Source organism: Prochlorococcus marinus str. MIT 9107, assembly GCF_000759855.1.
GTDB classification, from domain to species: domain Bacteria; phylum Cyanobacteriota; class Cyanobacteriia; order PCC-6307; family Cyanobiaceae; genus Prochlorococcus_A; species Prochlorococcus_A marinus_N.
The window spans coordinates 266,798-283,843 of the sequence record NZ_JNAI01000010.1; the positions used below are offsets into that span (position 1 = coordinate 266,798).

At 30.1% G+C, this 17,046-nt stretch carries 18 protein-coding genes; 11 read left to right on the top strand and 7 right to left on the bottom strand.

All coding sequences use genetic code 11. The features are described from left to right. Nucleotides 1–196: 196 nt before the first annotated feature. Nucleotides 197–508 (top strand): sulfotransferase, encoded by a 312-nt coding sequence (locus EU92_RS10215; protein WP_241432587.1) that lies wholly within the window; start codon nt 197–199, stop codon nt 506–508. A 26-nt stretch (nt 509–534) separates the two neighbouring features. Next, a complete protein-coding gene (locus EU92_RS0109310) occupies nt 535–1,116 on the top strand; it encodes a sulfotransferase family protein (RefSeq protein WP_241432588.1) in 582 nt (193 codons plus the stop codon). An 11-nt stretch (nt 1,117–1,127) separates the two neighbouring features. Here EU92_RS0109310 and EU92_RS00300 read toward each other — a convergent pair whose 3' ends face one another. The 3 genes from EU92_RS00300 to EU92_RS09740 form a co-directional block, all read right to left on the bottom strand. Further along, on the bottom strand, nt 1,128–1,430 hold the full coding sequence (locus tag EU92_RS00300; protein ID WP_032514104.1) for a hypothetical protein: 303 nt from the start codon (nt 1,428–1,430) through the stop codon (nt 1,128–1,130). A 9-nt stretch (nt 1,431–1,439) separates the two neighbouring features. After that, the gene (locus tag EU92_RS00295) at nt 1,440–1,751 is read right to left on the bottom strand and encodes a hypothetical protein (RefSeq protein WP_032514103.1); all 312 of its coding nucleotides are present in this window, start codon (nt 1,749–1,751) and stop codon (nt 1,440–1,442) included. Nucleotides 1,752–1,971: 220 nt separating this feature from the next. Next, on the bottom strand, nt 1,972–2,469 hold the full coding sequence (locus tag EU92_RS09740) for a hypothetical protein (RefSeq protein ID WP_158457725.1): 498 nt from the start codon (nt 2,467–2,469) through the stop codon (nt 1,972–1,974). Nucleotides 2,470–2,713: 244 nt separating this feature from the next. On the opposite strand from EU92_RS09740, the gene EU92_RS00290 reads away from it, so the two are divergent. The 5 genes from EU92_RS00290 to EU92_RS00270 are packed head-to-tail and all read left to right on the top strand — an operon-like array spanning nt 2,714 to nt 5,115. After that, a complete protein-coding gene (locus EU92_RS00290) occupies nt 2,714–2,950 on the top strand; it encodes a hypothetical protein (protein ID WP_193741757.1) in 237 nt (78 codons plus the stop codon). 19 nt (nt 2,951–2,969) lie between these two features. Continuing rightward, a complete protein-coding gene (locus tag EU92_RS00285; RefSeq protein WP_032523616.1) occupies nt 2,970–3,185 on the top strand; it encodes a hypothetical protein in 216 nt (71 codons plus the stop codon). A gap of 33 nt (nt 3,186–3,218) precedes the next feature. After that, the gene (gene murA, locus EU92_RS00280; protein WP_241432589.1) at nt 3,219–4,505 is read left to right on the top strand and encodes a UDP-N-acetylglucosamine 1-carboxyvinyltransferase; all 1,287 of its coding nucleotides are present in this window, start codon (nt 3,219–3,221) and stop codon (nt 4,503–4,505) included. A 5-nt stretch (nt 4,506–4,510) separates the two neighbouring features. Then, nucleotides 4,511–4,807, top strand: coding sequence for a hypothetical protein (locus EU92_RS00275; RefSeq protein WP_032514099.1), 297 nt, complete (start codon nt 4,511–4,513; stop codon nt 4,805–4,807). Then, nucleotides 4,804–5,115: an alpha-2-macroglobulin gene (locus tag EU92_RS00270; RefSeq protein ID WP_241432590.1), complete on the top strand. Its 312-nt coding sequence runs from the start codon at nt 4,804–4,806 to the stop codon at nt 5,113–5,115. Before EU92_RS00275 ends, EU92_RS00270 begins: the two co-directional genes overlap by 4 nt. Nucleotides 5,116–5,187: 72 nt before the next feature. Here the strand turns inward: EU92_RS00270 and EU92_RS00265 are convergent, their stop codons facing one another. Continuing rightward, nucleotides 5,188–6,255: a rod shape-determining protein gene (locus EU92_RS00265; RefSeq protein WP_032514097.1), complete on the bottom strand. Its 1,068-nt coding sequence runs from the start codon at nt 6,253–6,255 to the stop codon at nt 5,188–5,190. Between the two features lie 363 nt (nt 6,256–6,618). Between EU92_RS00265 and EU92_RS00260 the strand changes: the two genes are divergently transcribed. The 3 genes from EU92_RS00260 (at nt 6,619) to EU92_RS00250 (ending at nt 9,389) form a co-directional block, all read left to right on the top strand. After that, nucleotides 6,619–8,103 (top strand): tetratricopeptide repeat-containing sulfotransferase family protein, encoded by a 1,485-nt coding sequence (locus EU92_RS00260; protein ID WP_032514096.1) that lies wholly within the window; start codon nt 6,619–6,621, stop codon nt 8,101–8,103. A 381-nt stretch (nt 8,104–8,484) separates the two neighbouring features. Next, the gene (locus tag EU92_RS00255; protein WP_032523617.1) at nt 8,485–8,841 is read left to right on the top strand and encodes a hypothetical protein; all 357 of its coding nucleotides are present in this window, start codon (nt 8,485–8,487) and stop codon (nt 8,839–8,841) included. Further along, a complete protein-coding gene (locus EU92_RS00250; protein ID WP_032523618.1) occupies nt 8,838–9,389 on the top strand; it encodes a hypothetical protein in 552 nt (183 codons plus the stop codon). Before EU92_RS00255 ends, EU92_RS00250 begins: the two co-directional genes overlap by 4 nt. 50 nt (nt 9,390–9,439) lie before the next feature. Here EU92_RS00250 and EU92_RS00245 read toward each other — a convergent pair whose 3' ends face one another. From EU92_RS00245 to cbiD, 3 genes are all read right to left on the bottom strand, one after another. Continuing rightward, the gene (locus tag EU92_RS00245; protein ID WP_032523619.1) at nt 9,440–12,856 is read right to left on the bottom strand and encodes an AAA domain-containing protein; all 3,417 of its coding nucleotides are present in this window, start codon (nt 12,854–12,856) and stop codon (nt 9,440–9,442) included. 212 nt (nt 12,857–13,068) lie between these two features. Continuing rightward, nucleotides 13,069–14,655 carry a glutamine-hydrolyzing GMP synthase gene (gene guaA, locus EU92_RS00240; RefSeq protein WP_032514095.1) on the bottom strand — a complete coding sequence of 529 codons (1,587 nt, stop codon included), beginning with the start codon at nt 14,653–14,655 and terminating at the stop codon, nt 13,069–13,071. 47 nt (nt 14,656–14,702) lie between these two features. After that, a complete protein-coding gene (cbiD, locus tag EU92_RS00235) occupies nt 14,703–15,821 on the bottom strand; it encodes a cobalt-precorrin-5B (C(1))-methyltransferase CbiD (RefSeq protein ID WP_032523620.1) in 1,119 nt (372 codons plus the stop codon). Between the two features lie 87 nt (nt 15,822–15,908). Here cbiD and EU92_RS00230 point away from each other — a divergent pair, with 87 nt between their 5' ends. Beyond that, entirely contained in the window at nt 15,909–17,045 is a 1,137-nt protein-coding gene (locus EU92_RS00230; RefSeq protein ID WP_032523622.1) for a pyridoxal-phosphate-dependent aminotransferase family protein, read from the top strand. Nucleotide 17,046 lies beyond the last annotated feature (1 nt).

The window sequence follows — 17,046 nt, forward strand, 5'->3', positions numbered from 1 at the left end:
TTTTAGGATATAATAACACATATTACCTATGGGAAAATTAGTAATGAAAACAATTCTCAGCAAAAAAAGTTTCCATCCAATCCATCACTAGAAATATCATCTTTTCAAATAAAGATTTAAAAAAGTTAATAAATTATTTAACTGTTTATTAGAAGTTGGATTATAATTGACAATCTATAAAAAGATAGGATCGTTGTTGTTTTTAAATCCTAGATTAATAATTATTGGTTGTTTGAGGCCTTCTGTTCAATTTTCTTTATTAAAAAGAGCGAGAAGATTTCCTAAACTTTCTCTCTATTTAATCCAAAACATTGTACTTGGTTGTTTAGTAGAGCCAATTTATTGGATCCAAAGAATTCTTTACAGGAAGCCAAAGAGTATGCCTGATCCAATTTTCATTATAGGCTCCTGGAGAAGTGGTACTACATATCTGCATACTGAAATAGTCAAAGCTACTAAAGCAGCAACAATAAAAACACGTTTTCATGTTGCCCTCAAGCAGCCTTAATTTTTAAAAGACTTTTTTGCAAGTTGATGCCATCTTTTAAAACAAGATTTTTTGACTGGGTACCATTATTAGCAGATGGGCCTCAAGAGTTAGATATCGCATTAATGAGATTCAGTTGTGAACATCCGCCAACATCTATTGGTCTTGGAGAGTCATTACATAAAGATTTAGAAAGGTGGTACAACTGGAAAGCTACATTAAATTTTAAAAAACAATTAAAATTACTTCTTCAATGGGCATGGATTCATGATGGATTACCAGGGAAAATTTTCATCAATAAAGCTCCAGCATTTACTAAAAGAGTTGACTTATTAATTGAGCTATGGCCTAAATCAAAATTTATTTACATTGAGCGAACAATTGGTCATATAGAGAGTATAGAAAAATCTATCAAGTCCTTTAATAAAGAATTTGGCTTTATTGAATATATTGATGACGCAAAAGAAGACGCTAAATTAACTAGATCTTTTATATTGGAAAAATGGCAAATAACAAAAAATTTAATTCCTAAGAATAATTTAATAGTAGTTAATTATGAAGATCTAATAAATAAACCTATTAAAACTATAGAAAATCTGAAAACTTTTACAGGAGTAAGTGATATCTAATATAAAGAAAATCAAATAAATTTTTTCAAAGAATCTAAAAGCGGAGTTTTTTGGGGATATCTTTTTGCAACTCTCAAGCATTCTTGAGTTGTAGGCCTTATATCTTTAATTAAAATACCTTCTACCCAATCAAGATCATCTGGAATAAAACTTTTAGACCCTACAGCATTTATAAGTTCGATTTTTAATTTATCCCACGCTTTTTGTTTAAACCAATTATTTTTTTGTTGTATATGTTTAAAAACTGCTTTAATTCCTAAATACCATTCTCTGACTTTTTCGGGATTATTAAAATCTTTAGGGAATTGATTCAAAAAATCTTTTTAATCCTTTGTCTTGATATATCTTAGATTATTGAGAGCATCTAATAAAGGGGTTGAATGTTTAAATCTAATAGTAAGTCTTACAGCTTCCCATAAAGTTATATCTCTTTTTGAAGTAAGAAGTTCTCGAGTCCAAGCCAAGTCATCTTCACCATATTCACTCTCAAGACAAATTCTTCTTAACTCACTTTTGAGTTTTTCCCAAACCTGATCATCTGACCAATTATGAAATTTTTGGAGATCTTTATAGAGGATTCTAACTCCACTCTGCCATTCAACCATTTGCTTTTCAAATATTTTTAATTTCTGCATTACTTATTTCTTAATTTTGACTTAAAAAACTAACCGTAAAATTTCATATTGAAGAATTCCAAAAGGTAAAAACCTCTTAACTTGGCTTAACTTTTTTTCTAGAGATGTTCAATAATTATTATATTCAAAATCCGAAAAATAGCGGAAATCCAAGCCGGCATATAATCAAATGGAAAAATCCTGCCTTGCAAGATAACTTTTAATATTGTGATTGAAACATTTATACCTCATTTTTTTGTTGAATTTTTTGGAGCATTTCATTCATTTTATTAATCTTGTAATCAGTATTAGATTGAATTTCATCAATTAAACCATGTGGCTTCAGGGCATCTTCTACAAGTAGATCTTTTACGATTAAATCTTCTTCCAATGGTTCTTCCAATGGTTCTTCCAATGATTCTTTTTTAGATTCTGATATTAAAGAAAGTATTGCATCTAATTTCTTTAATTTTGAATTAGCATCAAAATCTAATTCATTAGATATCTCAGATTGTAGGATTTCGTTTATTACTGATTTGCTTTCCATGATTTCTGACTTTAAGTCATTTGCCTTTGCCTTAGATAAAAGAGATTGATATTTATTGGATTTTATTGCATCTTCTACTATGCTTCCAACCATACTAGATAATGATCTACGCTCAATTCTCGCAAGTAATCTAAGCTTGTTAAATAAATCTTTCTTAAAAAGAACTTGGACTCTGTCAAGCTTAGTTGGCATTAGTTTAAGCATTAAAAATTTGTGTAATTTAGGTTACACACTTCTACTACATTTTGCAAGTATCTCTATATTATTTTTTTATTTAATAGGGATGAAATTTTAAAAGTGTGTGATAGTATGTATAAGTGTGTAACCTTATTTTAAATGCACACTATTAGTAAATCGGTGATGGGGATCACCTGATTTAAATAATCCTTCATGGCATTTATTCAATAGTTTTGCACCTTTATTAGAAAATTATGGAATGATTATTCCTAAAAGATTTGAGCACTCAAAGCAACTATATGCTGAATATAGTAGTTCTAATAATAAGTTCACAAAAGTAAATCTTCTTATTTCTTGGGTAAATCAAACTCAAAAGGAATGTTCTATTGAAATATGGAGCGATGAACCATTGGCCAAAGACACAACACTTTGTAGAAAAGTACACAATGAAATTATTCAAATTATCAAACCTTTGAATTTGTCTTCAGAGAATTAAAATTAATTGCAAGTTATAAATGGACAAAGAACTCATAATTACTTTTCTGATTTTTCTCACTCCGATCGCTGTCGTTGAACAATACAGAAAAAATAATATTCATCAGTTTGCTTACTTAATTAACGCTAATGAAGAGTTCAGTTTTGAAATAAAAAATTTTTTTGGGAAAAAAAAGAATTTAGCATCCCACAAAGAATATTGCTCATCTGACAAAAATGTTTTTCATGATTTTTAAAAGATGAATTTAAAAAGAAGTATTATAAAAATAATGAAAAATATATTTTTTAAAAACAAGCATTTGGAAATAGAAGGAGGCGAACTACTTGGAGGAAAAATAAAAATAAGTGGTGCAAAAAATTCAGCCTTAGTTTTAATGGCAGCTTCAATTCTTTCCAAAGGTCAAATTAAACTTTTGAATGTTCCTCGAATTTCAGATGTTTCAATTATGTCTAAAATATTAACTAGAATGGGTATGAATATAAAATCGAAAGCAAATCAACTAGAAATAAACACTAAAGAAATTAGCCCTCCATCAGAGGATTTATTTTTTGATTTATTTAATGCTCTTAGAGTTAGTTTCTTTTGCATAGGGCCCCTCCTTGCTAGATTTGGCAAAGCGAATATACCTCTACCAGGAGGTTGCTTAATAGGATCTAGACCAATTGATGAGCACATAAATTCACTAAAAAAATTAGGAGTTATTTTTAAATTCAAAAATAACTATTTAAGTGCTGAAGTAATTACGCCCAACAAAAAATTGCTTGGAACATCAATCGATTTTAAATGCAAAAGTGTAGGTGCTACTGAGACATTACTAATGGCAGCATCTTTAGCCAAAGGAACTACGATCTTAAACAACGCAGCACAAGAACCAGAAATCATAGATTTAGCAAACATGTTGAATCTAATGGGTGCAAAAGTAAAAGGTGCGGGATCTGAATGTATAACAATTGAAGGAGTTGAATCCCTAAAAGGATGTGATTACACAGTCATGCCTGACAGAATTGAAGCCGGTACTTTTTTAATTGCTGGGGCCATAACAAGATCAAAAATTAGTCTTTTTCCTTGCGAACCAAATCACTTAAAAATAGTAATTAACAAATTAGAACTTTGTGGTTGCAAGTTCGAATATTCGAAAAACTTTTTAAGAATTATTCCAAATCAAATTTTAAATTCAGTAGATATAACTACTAGTCCATTCCCCGGTTTTCCCACTGATCTACAAGCTCCTTTTATGACTTTAATGGCAACAGCAAATGGAACTTCAAAAATTAAAGAAACAGTATTTGAAAATAGAATGCATCATGTTGATGAGCTAAATCGTATGGGAGCAAATATTACTGTTAGTGATAATATTGCAACAGTCGTAGGAGTCAAAAAATTACAAGCAAAAGTAGTTATGGGATCTGATTTAAGGGCTACTGCTGCATTAGCTCTTGCTGCACTTTCTGCAAATGGTAAAACAATAGTAAGAGGGTTAGAATATTTAGAAAGAGGATATGAAGATTTCTCTAAAAAGTTGCAAGGAATTGGAGCAAAAATATTAAAAAAATAAAAATTATGTTTAAAACAAATAATTTTTTTGTAATAAGTAATCTCAAGATTCACTTGAAAAGATATAAATCAGCACTAATATATTCTTTTATAATTGGTTTAATTATGGGATCTATACCCTTTATTTATAAATCAAAAGAGGATTTCAGAGTAAAACAATTAATTCGAGAACAAAGAAAAATACAATTTCAAAATAAAGAAAAAATATGCAAACAAGATAATAGTGATTATAAAAAGTTTTTAAATCTCGGATTTCCAAAAACAGCCATTGAAAAATTTAATATTTGTATGAAAGCACAATGAAAAAATATAAAACATTAACTTACATTGTTATGATCTTTTTTTTGATTGGAGGCTGCAAAACAACAGAAAAAAAAGTTACTGAAAACGAAAATAGTATTGAAATTATTATTTCATGCGAAGAAGATAGCGATCTCGAACAATATATCAATGATGGATGGAAAATTCAAAAAGAATATTCAGAAGAAAAAGTTTGTTCATGGAAAACTGTCGCTGCCTCGAAAGATTGCGATTTAGAAAAAGACAAAGGCTGTAAATTAGTGCAGCCAGACAAAATTGGCAAAGAAACAATTTATTTATTAGAAAAATAAAAAATCTTGAATATTCTAGTCAAATAACTTGATTATCAAAGATTAATGTATAAAAGATAATCAAATTATTATTTAATTTCTGATTGAATTAGTTCCTACATCAATTGTATCTACAATCCTTTTAAGTTTCCTAAAATCATCAAGTATTTCTCCACAACCATTAACTACGCATAATAAAGGTTCCTCTGCGATATGTGTAAAGATTCCAGTCTCTTGAGTAATTAAATCATTAATTCCTCTTATTAGAGCTCCACCTCCAGCAAGCATGATGCCTCTTTCGACAATATCTGCAGCTAATTCAGGGGGGGTTCTCTCTAGGGTTCTTTTAATAGCGTCAACAATTTTATTTAGTGGATCTGCCATTGCTTCTCTAACTTCTCCAGAGGTTAGTGTTAAAGATCTTGGCAACCCAGAAGATAAGTGCAAACCTCTAACTTCAAAAGTTGTATTATCAAAATTATTATCAGGAAAAGCAGAACCTATTTTAATTTTTATTTTTTCTGATGTTCTCTCACCCACGGCCATACTATGCTTTTTTTTAAGGTAACTGGAGATTGAGTCATTTATTTCATCACCTGCTATACGAAGAGATTCGCTCACAACTGTTCCCCCAAGACTTAATACTGCGACTTCTGTAGTACCTCCGCCAATATCAACAATCATTGTTCCAACAGGTTCAGTTACAGGTAGAGAAGCACCAATTGCGGCGGCAACAGGTTCATCAATTAAATAAACTTCTCTGGCCCCTGCTAATCCAGCTTCTCTAACTGCTCTTCGCTCAACACTTGTAATGCCACTTGGAATGCCAATAACTATTCTAGGGGCTAATATACCTTTGCCTTCATTACATTTTTGAATAAATGTTTGTATCATTTTTTCCGCAGCATCAAAATCAGCAATAACTCCATCCCTTAAAGGTCTGACAGCCTTTATATTTCCAGGAGTTCTTCCTAACATTGATTTTGCTTCTTCGCCAACTGCCAAAGGAACTCCCTCTTCTAAATCCATTGCAACTACTGAAGGCTCTTCAAGAATTACCCCCTTTCCAGAAACATGAATGAGTGTATTGGCAGTACCTAAGTCAATACCTATATCTCTAGAAAATTGAACATTATTCCAAAACTTTTTTAAAAAATTCACTTACTACTAGGAACTACCACTTATAGTAACACACTTGTACACACTGCTTTTTGTAAGTTTCATTCTCAAGATAACGAGCTTAAAAAGCATATATGTATCTCAAAAATTTGTACTGTGCAAAAAGTCAATTTTTCATAAATCAAGACATAAATCTATAAATGTAGAAACAAAATTTTGTCCCTTAAAAACCATCTGAAACCGATTACTTCCATTCTTTATACTTTTCCCTGTAATTAGATGAACTAATTGTAGAGAATTCGTTAGAAACCTCAATCAAATTAAATCCTTATTTCACCAGTGAAATTTTTATAAAATTTTTTTGTAAAGACTATAATTTATGTAAAGAAACTATCTTTATAAAGAATGAAAGGTTTTGGCGAAAAAAACCAATCGAAGAAAGAAATAACTTCAAAAAATAAACAGAAAGTAAATATCGGTCAATTAATTAAAAAAGCATTCGAACTACAATCACAAGGAAATAAATTAGAAGCAGCAAAATACTATGCATATCTTATTAAACAAGGAATAAAAGACCATAGAATTTTTTCGAATTATGGAATATTCCTTAACGAGATCGGCAAACATAAAGAAGCAGAATTAGAACTTAAAAAAGCAATTTCTTTAAATCCAGAATATGCAAATGCTTACTACAATCTCGCAGTTTTATACATAGGTCAAGGAAATTTGGAAAAAGCAGAATTAGAACTTAAAAAAACAATTAAACTTAAATCAGACTTTGCTATTGCTCACTATAATCTTGGATTCATATTAAAAGATCAGGGTAGATTAAAAGAGGCAGAAACATATACTCAAAAAGCACTTGAAGTTGATCCTCAATTTACGGATGCATATTTGTCACTATCAACAATGCAAACAAGTGATACAAGTCAAAAATGGCATAATCAACTTTTTTCTGAAAGTCTTTTAAAAAATAAAAATAACAGAGAATTAGTGAATATTTTTTTTGCAAGATCAAATATTTTTCATGGAAAAGGCAAATATGAAGAAAGTGCTGAGAATTTAATTACTGCAAATAATATCAAACTTAGAATACATAAATCTGAAGCAAATTTATTAATCGATAAAACTAAAAAATTAAAAATATCCTCAGAGAATTTTGAAAGAAATAATGAAGAATTTAAAAATTTTCCAATGTCTATTTTTATAGTAGGTCTTCCTAGATGTGGTTCTACCCTTATCGAATCAATAATCAGTTTGAATAGTAAAGTAAGAGATCTTGGAGAAGTAAATATCCTTGAAAAATCATATAGAGAATATAAGCAATCTGAAAAACAAATAAACCTTAGCGAAATATATTGGAAAAAACTGGAAATAAAGGATAATAAAACACCCACAACAAATAAGTGGTTATTTAATTATCAGTATGCAGGCATAATTGCCAAAGCAATTCCTAATGCAAAAATAATACATTGTTATAGAAACCCTTTAGATAATATTCTTTCAATTTATAGAGCACATTTCGCAACAGGGAATAATTTCTCTTCAAGTTTGGTTGATTCTGCCGAAGTCTATTCAGATCAAGATGAGATTATGCAAACATATAAGAAAGAATTTAAAAATCATATATATTCATTAAATTACGATGAGTTAGTGACTCATCCTTCAAAGGAAATAAAATCCTTAATTCGTTGGTTAGGTTGGAACTGGAATGATTTATATTTATTGCCACATTTAAATAATCGTAAAATCTCAACAAGAAGTAATGTTCAGGTTCGTTCACCAATTAATACAAAATCTTTAGGAGGATGGAAGAACTACAAAGAGATGCTCAGACCTGCTATGGAAATCATTACTAAAAAGAACAAATATAAAGACCTTAAGTATTAATCAAGAAATAATTTATTCGCCTAGAGAAATAATATGTAGAGGAAACCACTATTCTACGATTTCTCAACAGAAAAAGTGCCAAAGTGCCGTGACAAACCTATGACAAATAGAGAGTCGAAACCCCAGTAAAATCGTATCTCTAATCTACTTGATAAACCTTTGACAAACCACTAAACCCCCACTATGACTGATAAAATGACCGTAGAACTACTCCCACTCAATAGTCCCTACAAAAAGGTAAGTAAAAAAGGCAGTTATATCAATGGGTCTCAGCTGAGTATAACACAAATTTTTCTACGTGAAACCCACGTGAAACCTATAGTTTAAGACATAATATTTTTATATTGACAGGATAATTAGAATTAATATAAAAATAATAATTTGAAAAAACTATTTCTTCTATTTTTGATATTTGGTTTTAGTGCTCCTGCTAATTCAGAACAATATAAAAGGCACAAATATACCTGCCCAGAATCGCAAGGTGAATGTACTGAAGAAGAAAGAGAAGCAATTAAATTAGTTAACAACAAATATTGGGAAATACTAACAGACAGAATTAAAGAGAACAAATTTTATAAGTATCCTTGGTATTGGGTTTATAAAGAAAAAGGAAAGTGTAAGTACACGGTTGCGGCAAAAGAGGATATGCCAACTCATACTGCAAATATGGAATGGATTGATGTTGATATTTGCGAAAAGAGTACCAAATTAAAATATCGTGATGGTAGATATAGATGAAACGCTTACTTTTTTTATCACTCTTATTAACTCTGATTCCTTCAGTAAATGCAGAAGAAATTTGCACTCTTACAAGTGAAGTAGAACCGGATGTGACTATAACTTTGAAATATACTGGTTCAGCTGGAGGTATAGGAACTTTAAATTATAAAAATAAACCTTCATTAGGTCTTGACATAGGTATTTGGAATGGATATGGAGGTCAATATTATGTTGCAAGATCATATTTACCTGAATCATTAGACGAAGAAAAAACTTATCAAGAAAGAACAAAAAATACAAAAAAAATAAGACAAGGACATTTTATGAATTTTGTGGGTAATCAATTAGGAAGAGCAACTTCAAAAGAAGATAGGAAATCTGGGAAATTAAGAGCATTAATGCCATCACTTTCACAAGGTTATTATTATTCGATTCCTTTTACTCAAGATGGTGAATTTGGAAGACAAAAGTTATCAAAAGAAATGAAAACTATTATTGATGCTACTGAAGGATTCTTTGTTGATTCGGGTGGATGTAGAAAATTCTTTCCTTATGGATGGGATTAATGCAAAAAAACTTTTAATTGGAATCAAATAAAAAAAATATAATTAAAGCTTTAATAAAATTTTGCTTTTCCTGAGCAATTAGGATTTTCGCACGGATAATATTCTCCAAATTTAGATTTTCTATAAATTGTCTGCTTACCACATCCATTAACAGGACATATAGGATTTTCAGATTTTGCCCAGTCTTTTGGATTAGATCTTTTAGATGTAATCTTAAGAGAAAGGCTCTCAGCCATTTCGAGACAAACTCCTTTTTCTCTGATTGTCAGCATTGATTCAAGGGTTTTACCAGAATAAGAAAGTGGGTTTAAAGATCCAAACCAGGCAACATCTGAATCTATAAGAACGGCTTTTTGATGAAAACGTGCTCTTTGATCTACGACAATTCCCTCTTGTCGTAATGCTTTAATAGTTTTTAGGCATGCATCAGGCTGGTTCTTGCCGAAAGATCCATTTGTTTCATTAGAAGGAACGACTATTCTCACAGAAACACCTTCTTTGATTTTAAGAACTAATTTTGGCAACATTTCTTGTATCCTTTGAGGTGTAAAAAAACCTGAATAGATAATTATCGCTTCTTTTGCTGAAGTAATATCGTTGTATAGGAGAGGAAAAAATTGATCTTGATTAACCATACCGGTATTTTCAAGAGGAAAATCAAAGTTCTTAGGCTGAAAATAAGATTTTAAAAGCTCATTTGTAATTGTCTCTAAATTTATTATTTTTCTGGCATCTATAACCTTGCCTTCACTTTGAGACTTAAATAGAATCTCTCTTAAAAAACTATTATTTGGAAGTTTTTTATCAAAACTTGCCATATCCACAATAAAAATAATTTGTTTTTTTGTTCGACTAATTGCAACATTTAAGAGTTTTGCTCCCTCAGCTTCAGGATAAGTAGAAGTTAAAAATGGATGTAAAGTCTTATTATTACTGTTAGCTTCGACAGTATCGTAAATAATTATATCTTTTTCATCTCCTTGAAAACTATGAACTGTTCCACTAGAAACTTCATTTAAAATTTCCTCAGATGAAATAGCATTAAAAATCTTTATTTGTCCTTTAAAAGGGGCACAATAGCCTAAAGAATAATTTGGTGAATTCTCAATTAATTGTTTAATTATATTTCTAGCAACCAAAGCATTCATAGGGTTTATTTTAGAACCTATATTTGTATTAGAAGAAAAAGGAAATACAGTTGATGTATCAATTATTGTTGTTACTACAGAATCTAAAACTTGAGATTCAAGGTTTTTTTTGTTTGATTTTTGAGGAATACTTTTTAAATTTGATTTATACATAAACTCACTTATCAAATTACAAATATTTGGATGCATTCGATATTGCGTATCTAACATTATCAAATTAGTTTCATTATTTAATTTATTAGTTCTAGCCTCTTCTGCTATGCCAGTTATTTCAAATATATTCTTTCCTAGTAGATCATTTAAATCTTGATTTTTTGAAGAAAAAATTGGGGATAATTGAGCAAAATCGCCTGAAATGATTATTCTTTTATTTGACAATGATGAAGCTAAATAAAGCATAGGCAAAAGACCCATTGAAGCCTCATCTATAATTACATTTTCGAATTTATTTAAATCAGAAGCACTCAAAAATACCTTCGTTAAAGTTGTTCCAATTACAATTGATTCATCAATTACAACTTTTTTAATTTCTTCTATTTTTTTTTCATTTTCTTGAATATCTGCTGAGAATTTATTAATTTCATTTTGAACATTTTTTACTTTTATCAAAATTTCTCTTCTTGAAAAGTCTTTTGTTTTCTCTTCTATTTGGTCTAATAAAGAATCAATTTCTTTAACTTCAGCATTAATATCACTTAAATTTTTTCTAAATTTATTAATAAGTTTTAATATTTTTTCTATTGATTGATCATTGAAAGAAATATCAATCTTCAATTGCTCTGGACTCCGTCCAAAGATACCTCTTAAGCCCCCTTTCCCCTCAATTCTTAAATTATATTTTTCAAGTAATCCTTCATTTTCTCTTTCTAAATTATCTATATTATCTCGTTTCTCATTAAGTTCGATTTCCAAATCTTTGTATTTATTCTTTAAACGTTTTCTTTTTTGATTTAGTGTATCTATCTCTTTAAAAAGTTTATTTATAATCAATAAATCTCTATTTTTTGATTCAGCATTTTCCTTGGCATTCATTAACTTATTAATTTCTTTTTTAAATTCTTTTGCTCTTGCATCGCAAATACCCTCTAGAGAAACTAAATCAAAGAAGTTGTCTCTCAAATCATCATTAAAGATTCTCCCAAGCCTTATAATTTTCCCTCTTTTTACATTCTTATTATCTTCCTTTCTCGCGAGCTTAAGAAAAACCTGATCTACTGCCATATTTGTATTAGAGCAAATTAAAGTTCTTTCATTATTCTCACAAAAAGTTTCTATCAAAGATGTAAGCGTTTGCGTTTTACCCGTCCCAGGAGGGCCCCACAAATAACTAATATCTGATGAAATTGCTTTCGATAAAAAAGAATTTTGTGAATCATTTAAATCTAATTTTTTCTCGAAATAATTCGCATCAATATAATCAAATTTATTATTTATAAAATTTTCAGCAAATTTAAAATTCAATCCCAGCGAATTATCTATTGATTTATCTCCATTCTGTTTCTTTGAAAGTCCAATTTCATTGCCAATCCTATCTCTCAAAGATTCTATGATGGCGGTATTATCAACAATTATTTTTCCGGGTTGAGTTTTTTCGCCAAAAAAATGATCAGTAGTTATAGAAATTGAAGAATTTTTACCAGTTGTAATACTTACTATTCTTCCCTCAGCTTTTTGAGAACCTATTCTTAGAGTTACCCTTGCATTTTCAAATATATCTTCAGCAGCTGTCAATATTGGAAATATGTATAAATAATTTTGATCATTTTGCTCAATCTCCTGCAATATTTTACCAGGAAGCAAATCAATACTCTTACCAAAAGATGTTTTTTTTAACTCATCTATCCAATCATCTAACGAATAAAAAAATTTCTGCGCCCAATTAAATTTATCAAATTCAGTTTTTGAAAAACCAGCAATCCCTTTACCCTTTCGCGAAAATTCGTAATGAGAAGGGACATCCGTTAAGTACGATCCACTTTTTCTAATTTCGTGGATTGAGGTTTCTCTCGGACCCTCATCATTTGTAGAATTATCTGAAATATTATTTATATCTATTCTTTCGATAGTTTCGGTTTCAATTTCAGTTTCAGTTTCGGTTTCTTTAGTTTGATGATTATTTCCAATATTTATTGGCTGATTCGATGTAGCAAGAAATATATTGATTTTATTTAAAGTTGCCTCGAGCATTTTTGCCCTTTTTTTTCTGGTACCAATTTCAATTTTTAAAATTTTTAATTCTTTAGCATCATTTTGTTTGATCAAATCATCAGCAATTTCAATTATTTGCTTAGCAGATTTTCTTATATATTTCCGATACATCTCTAAGACAATTTTTCAAAATATAATTCAAAAATCCAAAAATTAACAAGAAATGACTTTTTACTTTGCATTTTGCTTTGATATTTTTCAAAAGAGAAAGTGTAGAGATGATTGCTCTTTTTTGATTTCTCTATAGAGACTTACTTTTTACTTGACGTGAAACCTACGTGAAACCTATTTTTTTAGACTATGACTAGGTTTATAACTTATTTTCATTCCCACTCAATAGTTCCTGGAGGTTTGCTTGTAATATCATAAACAACTCTATTAACTGAATCGACTTCATTGACGACTCTATTTGAAATTCTCTCTAAAATCTGAAAAGGAATTTTTGACCAGTCTGCTGTCATACCATCTTCACTGGATACACAACGTATAACAATTGGCCATGCATAAGTCCTTTTATCACCCATAACTCCTACAGTTTTAACCGGTAACAATACTGCAAAAGCTTGCCAAATATCATTATAAAGACCTGATTTTTTAATTTCATCTCTCACTATCCAGTCTGCATCTCTTAAACAATCGAGTTTTTCATTAGTAACTTCTCCCAAAATTCTTATCGCTAAACCAGGGCCTGGGAATGGATGTCTTTTAATAATTTCATCAGGCAAGCCTAAAGCTGCTCCTAATTTTCGAACTTCATCCTTAAAAAGTTTTCTTAAGGGCTCAACTAATTTAAATTGCAGATCTTTTGGTAATCCACCCACATTATGATGACTTTTTATTTTCACAGCAATTCTCTCACCTGTCTTGGGATCAATATTAGTTCCAGCACTTTCGATAACATCAGGATAAAGAGTACCTTGAGCTAAATACTGAAAAGGTCCCAATCTATTACTTTCTTCTTCAAATACTCTAATAAATTCTTCCCCGATAATTTTTCTTTTCTGTTCTGGATCAGTAATCCCTTTTAATTTTGCAATAAATCTTTCCCTAGCGTTTATATATTTAACTTTTATATGAAATTTCTTATCAAAAAAATTCATTAAAAATTCCGGTTCCCCTTTTCTCATGAAACCTTGATCTATAAACATGCAAGTAAGCTGTGTTCCAATTGCTTTATTGAGTAAAAAAGCAAGAGTTGATGAATCAACACCTCCTGACAATGCAAGCAAAACTTTCTTATTTCCAACCTGTTCTCTTATTCTGGGAATTGTCTCTTCTAAAAAGGTTTCCGTTGTCCAATCAGCCTCACAACAAGAGATTTTATAAACAAAATTTTTAATTACTGTCATCCCAAACTCTGAATGAATTACTTCAGGATGAAATTGTACGCCAAATAATTTCTTAGTATCATTTGCAATTGCTGCATGGAGTGTGTTTTCGGTATGAGCAATTTTATTAAATCCATCAGGCAAACAGTTAATTGAATCACCATGACTCATCCACATTATAGATTTATCTTCTACATCAGAAAGAAGATCACATTTTAAATCTATGTTTATTGGTGCTCTCCCATACTCAGCTTTTTTAGTAGCTGCAGTAACAGAACCTCCAAGTTCTTTGACCATTAATTGCATTCCATAGCATATACCAAGAATAGGAATTCCTAAATCAAAAATTTTTTCATCACATTTAGGAGCATTTTGATCATAAACAGAATTTGGGCCTCCACTCAAAATTATCCCTTTAGGACTAATATCCTGAATATCCTCAATTGAAGTATGGTTACTTACTACAAGAGAAAAAACATTAGTTTCTCTAATTCTTCTTGCAATCAATTCAGAATATTGAGATCCGAAATCCAAAATTAATATTGAAGGATTTCGTTCTTTTTTTAAAGATTTTTGACTCATATACAAAAGTTAGCTCAATTTATTTACAAAAGCATAAGCAATCAAAATTAATCTCTTTGAAAATAAGCAATATAATCATTACCGTTGGTTCCCGACCACCTAATTTGCCTTTTTTTATCAAACATGATTGTTGCAATTTTCATATCCGTTTTTACATACCTATTAACATATGCAAAAGAACGCTTTTCAATCGTATTTGATAAATTTTGGAATAATTTTTCAGCTATTGATTTATTAAATCTTTCAAGCATTAATAAGGCATCTTCAAGAGTATTTAAGTGAGATAATTGGAGTATTATTTCGTTTGGCACGTTTTCTTTCACTGCCAAATAAACAAGAATCTCAATTCTTCCATCAGCCAGATGGTTATGTGTATGAAAAATGCCACCCGCTAATTTAATTAATTTTCCGTGATAACCAAAAAGAATTAATGTTTTAACATTTTTTATTGCAGCATCAACTAATAGTGGTCCTATCCAGTTACCAACTTTTATAATTGGTAAATTAATATTATAAGTTTTTGCCAAATTTAAACCGTTTTCGCCAATAACAAAAACAACTTTCCCGTTAAAGTCATTTTTAATTAACTTTGCTAACTTTTTTTTAGCCTCTTCTAATTGATCAGGCGAAGCACTCGAATAAGTCTCAGCTGAAGTTCCAATTATAGATAAACCATCTACAATACCAAATGACTTATTACTGGTTCTTTCGGATAAAAACTCTCCATTTGGGAAAATAATTTCTAAATTTAAATTAAATCCGTCTGGAATAATATCCAATAAATTTTCATATAAAACTTCTTTAGCAAAATCAGAAATACAAATCTCTGATGTATCCTCATTAATACCTACGCCAGATCCTGCAATAATATTTATTGGATTTATTTGAACAGCATTATTAAAAGAAATTTTTTCTAAAGAGGCTATTGTCCATATTTCTAAGTTTTGTGTAATGTCAAGATCCAAGCCTGACTTCGCAAAGGAAATTCCTAGTGCATGCGAGTCACCTTTAAGTAGACCAACAGAATGAATCTCAATGTTTATTTTTTTATTTTCATTAGGAATTTTTATGAATTCATAATTTTCAAATGGAAGCCCCAATAGTTTTTTTAATGCTGATCTCGCAGCTCCTGCAACCCACAAAGGTAAAGAAAATCCTTTTTTCAAATCAAGTAATTGAAAAATATATAATGAGAACTAATCTAAGAATGACCTATTTAATAAAAAGTGGCCATACAACAAAAATTATCATTGATGATTCCTGGACCAACACCAGTTCCAGAAAAAGTTTTACAAGCATTAAGTAAACATCCAATAGGACACCGGAGTAAAGAGTTCCAAGAGCTGGTAGAAAGTACTACTAAAAATTTGCAATGGCTTCATCAAACTCAAAATGATGTCTTAACAATTACAGGAAGTGGAACTGCCGCAATGGAAGCTGGAATAATAAATACATTAAATAAAGGTGATAAAGTAATTTGTGGAGAAAACGGAAAATTTGGTGAAAGATGGGTAAAAGTTGCAAAAGCATTTGGGCTAGAAGTAATAAGAATTGATGCCAAATGGGGTACTCCACTTAATCCAGAAGAATTCAAAAAAATATTAGAAGAAGATAAACAAAAAGAAATAAAGGCAGTTATCTTAACCCATTCTGAAACCTCAACAGGTGTAATTAATGATCTAGAAACTATAAGCTCATATATTCGAGAACACAATACAGCTTTATCTATTGTTGACTGTGTAACAAGTCTTGGTGCATGCAATGTGCCAGTAGATAAATGGCAATTAGATGTTGTTGCATCTGGATCACAAAAGGGTTACATGATACCACCAGGCCTTAGTTTTATAGCAATGAGCAAAAAAGCATGGGAAGCTGCAGAAAAATCTAACTTACCAAAATTTTATTTAAATTTAAAATCGTACAGAAAAAGCCTTGCAAGTAACAGTAATCCATACACTCCTGCAGTTAATTTGGTTTTTGCTTTAGATGAATCTTTAAAAATGATGCGCGAAGAAGGTTTAGACAATATTTTCCAAAAACATAACAAACATAAATTAGCAATGAGCAATGCTATAAAGGCTTTAAATCTAAAATTATTTGCTGATAAACAATATTTAAGCCCTTCAATTACTGCAATAAAAACTGAAGAAATGGATGCTGAAGAATTCAGAAAGACAATAAAAAATAAATTTAATATCCTACTCGCTGGCGGTCAAGATCACTTGAAGGGGAAAATTTTTAGAGTCGGACACTTAGGATATGTAAATGATAGAGATATTATTACTGTAATATCTGCTATAGCTAATACACTTCTTGATCAAGGGAAAATAACAGCTAAACAAGCTGGCGAAGCATTAGTTGTGGCATCAAAATATCTTGAGGGAAATTGAG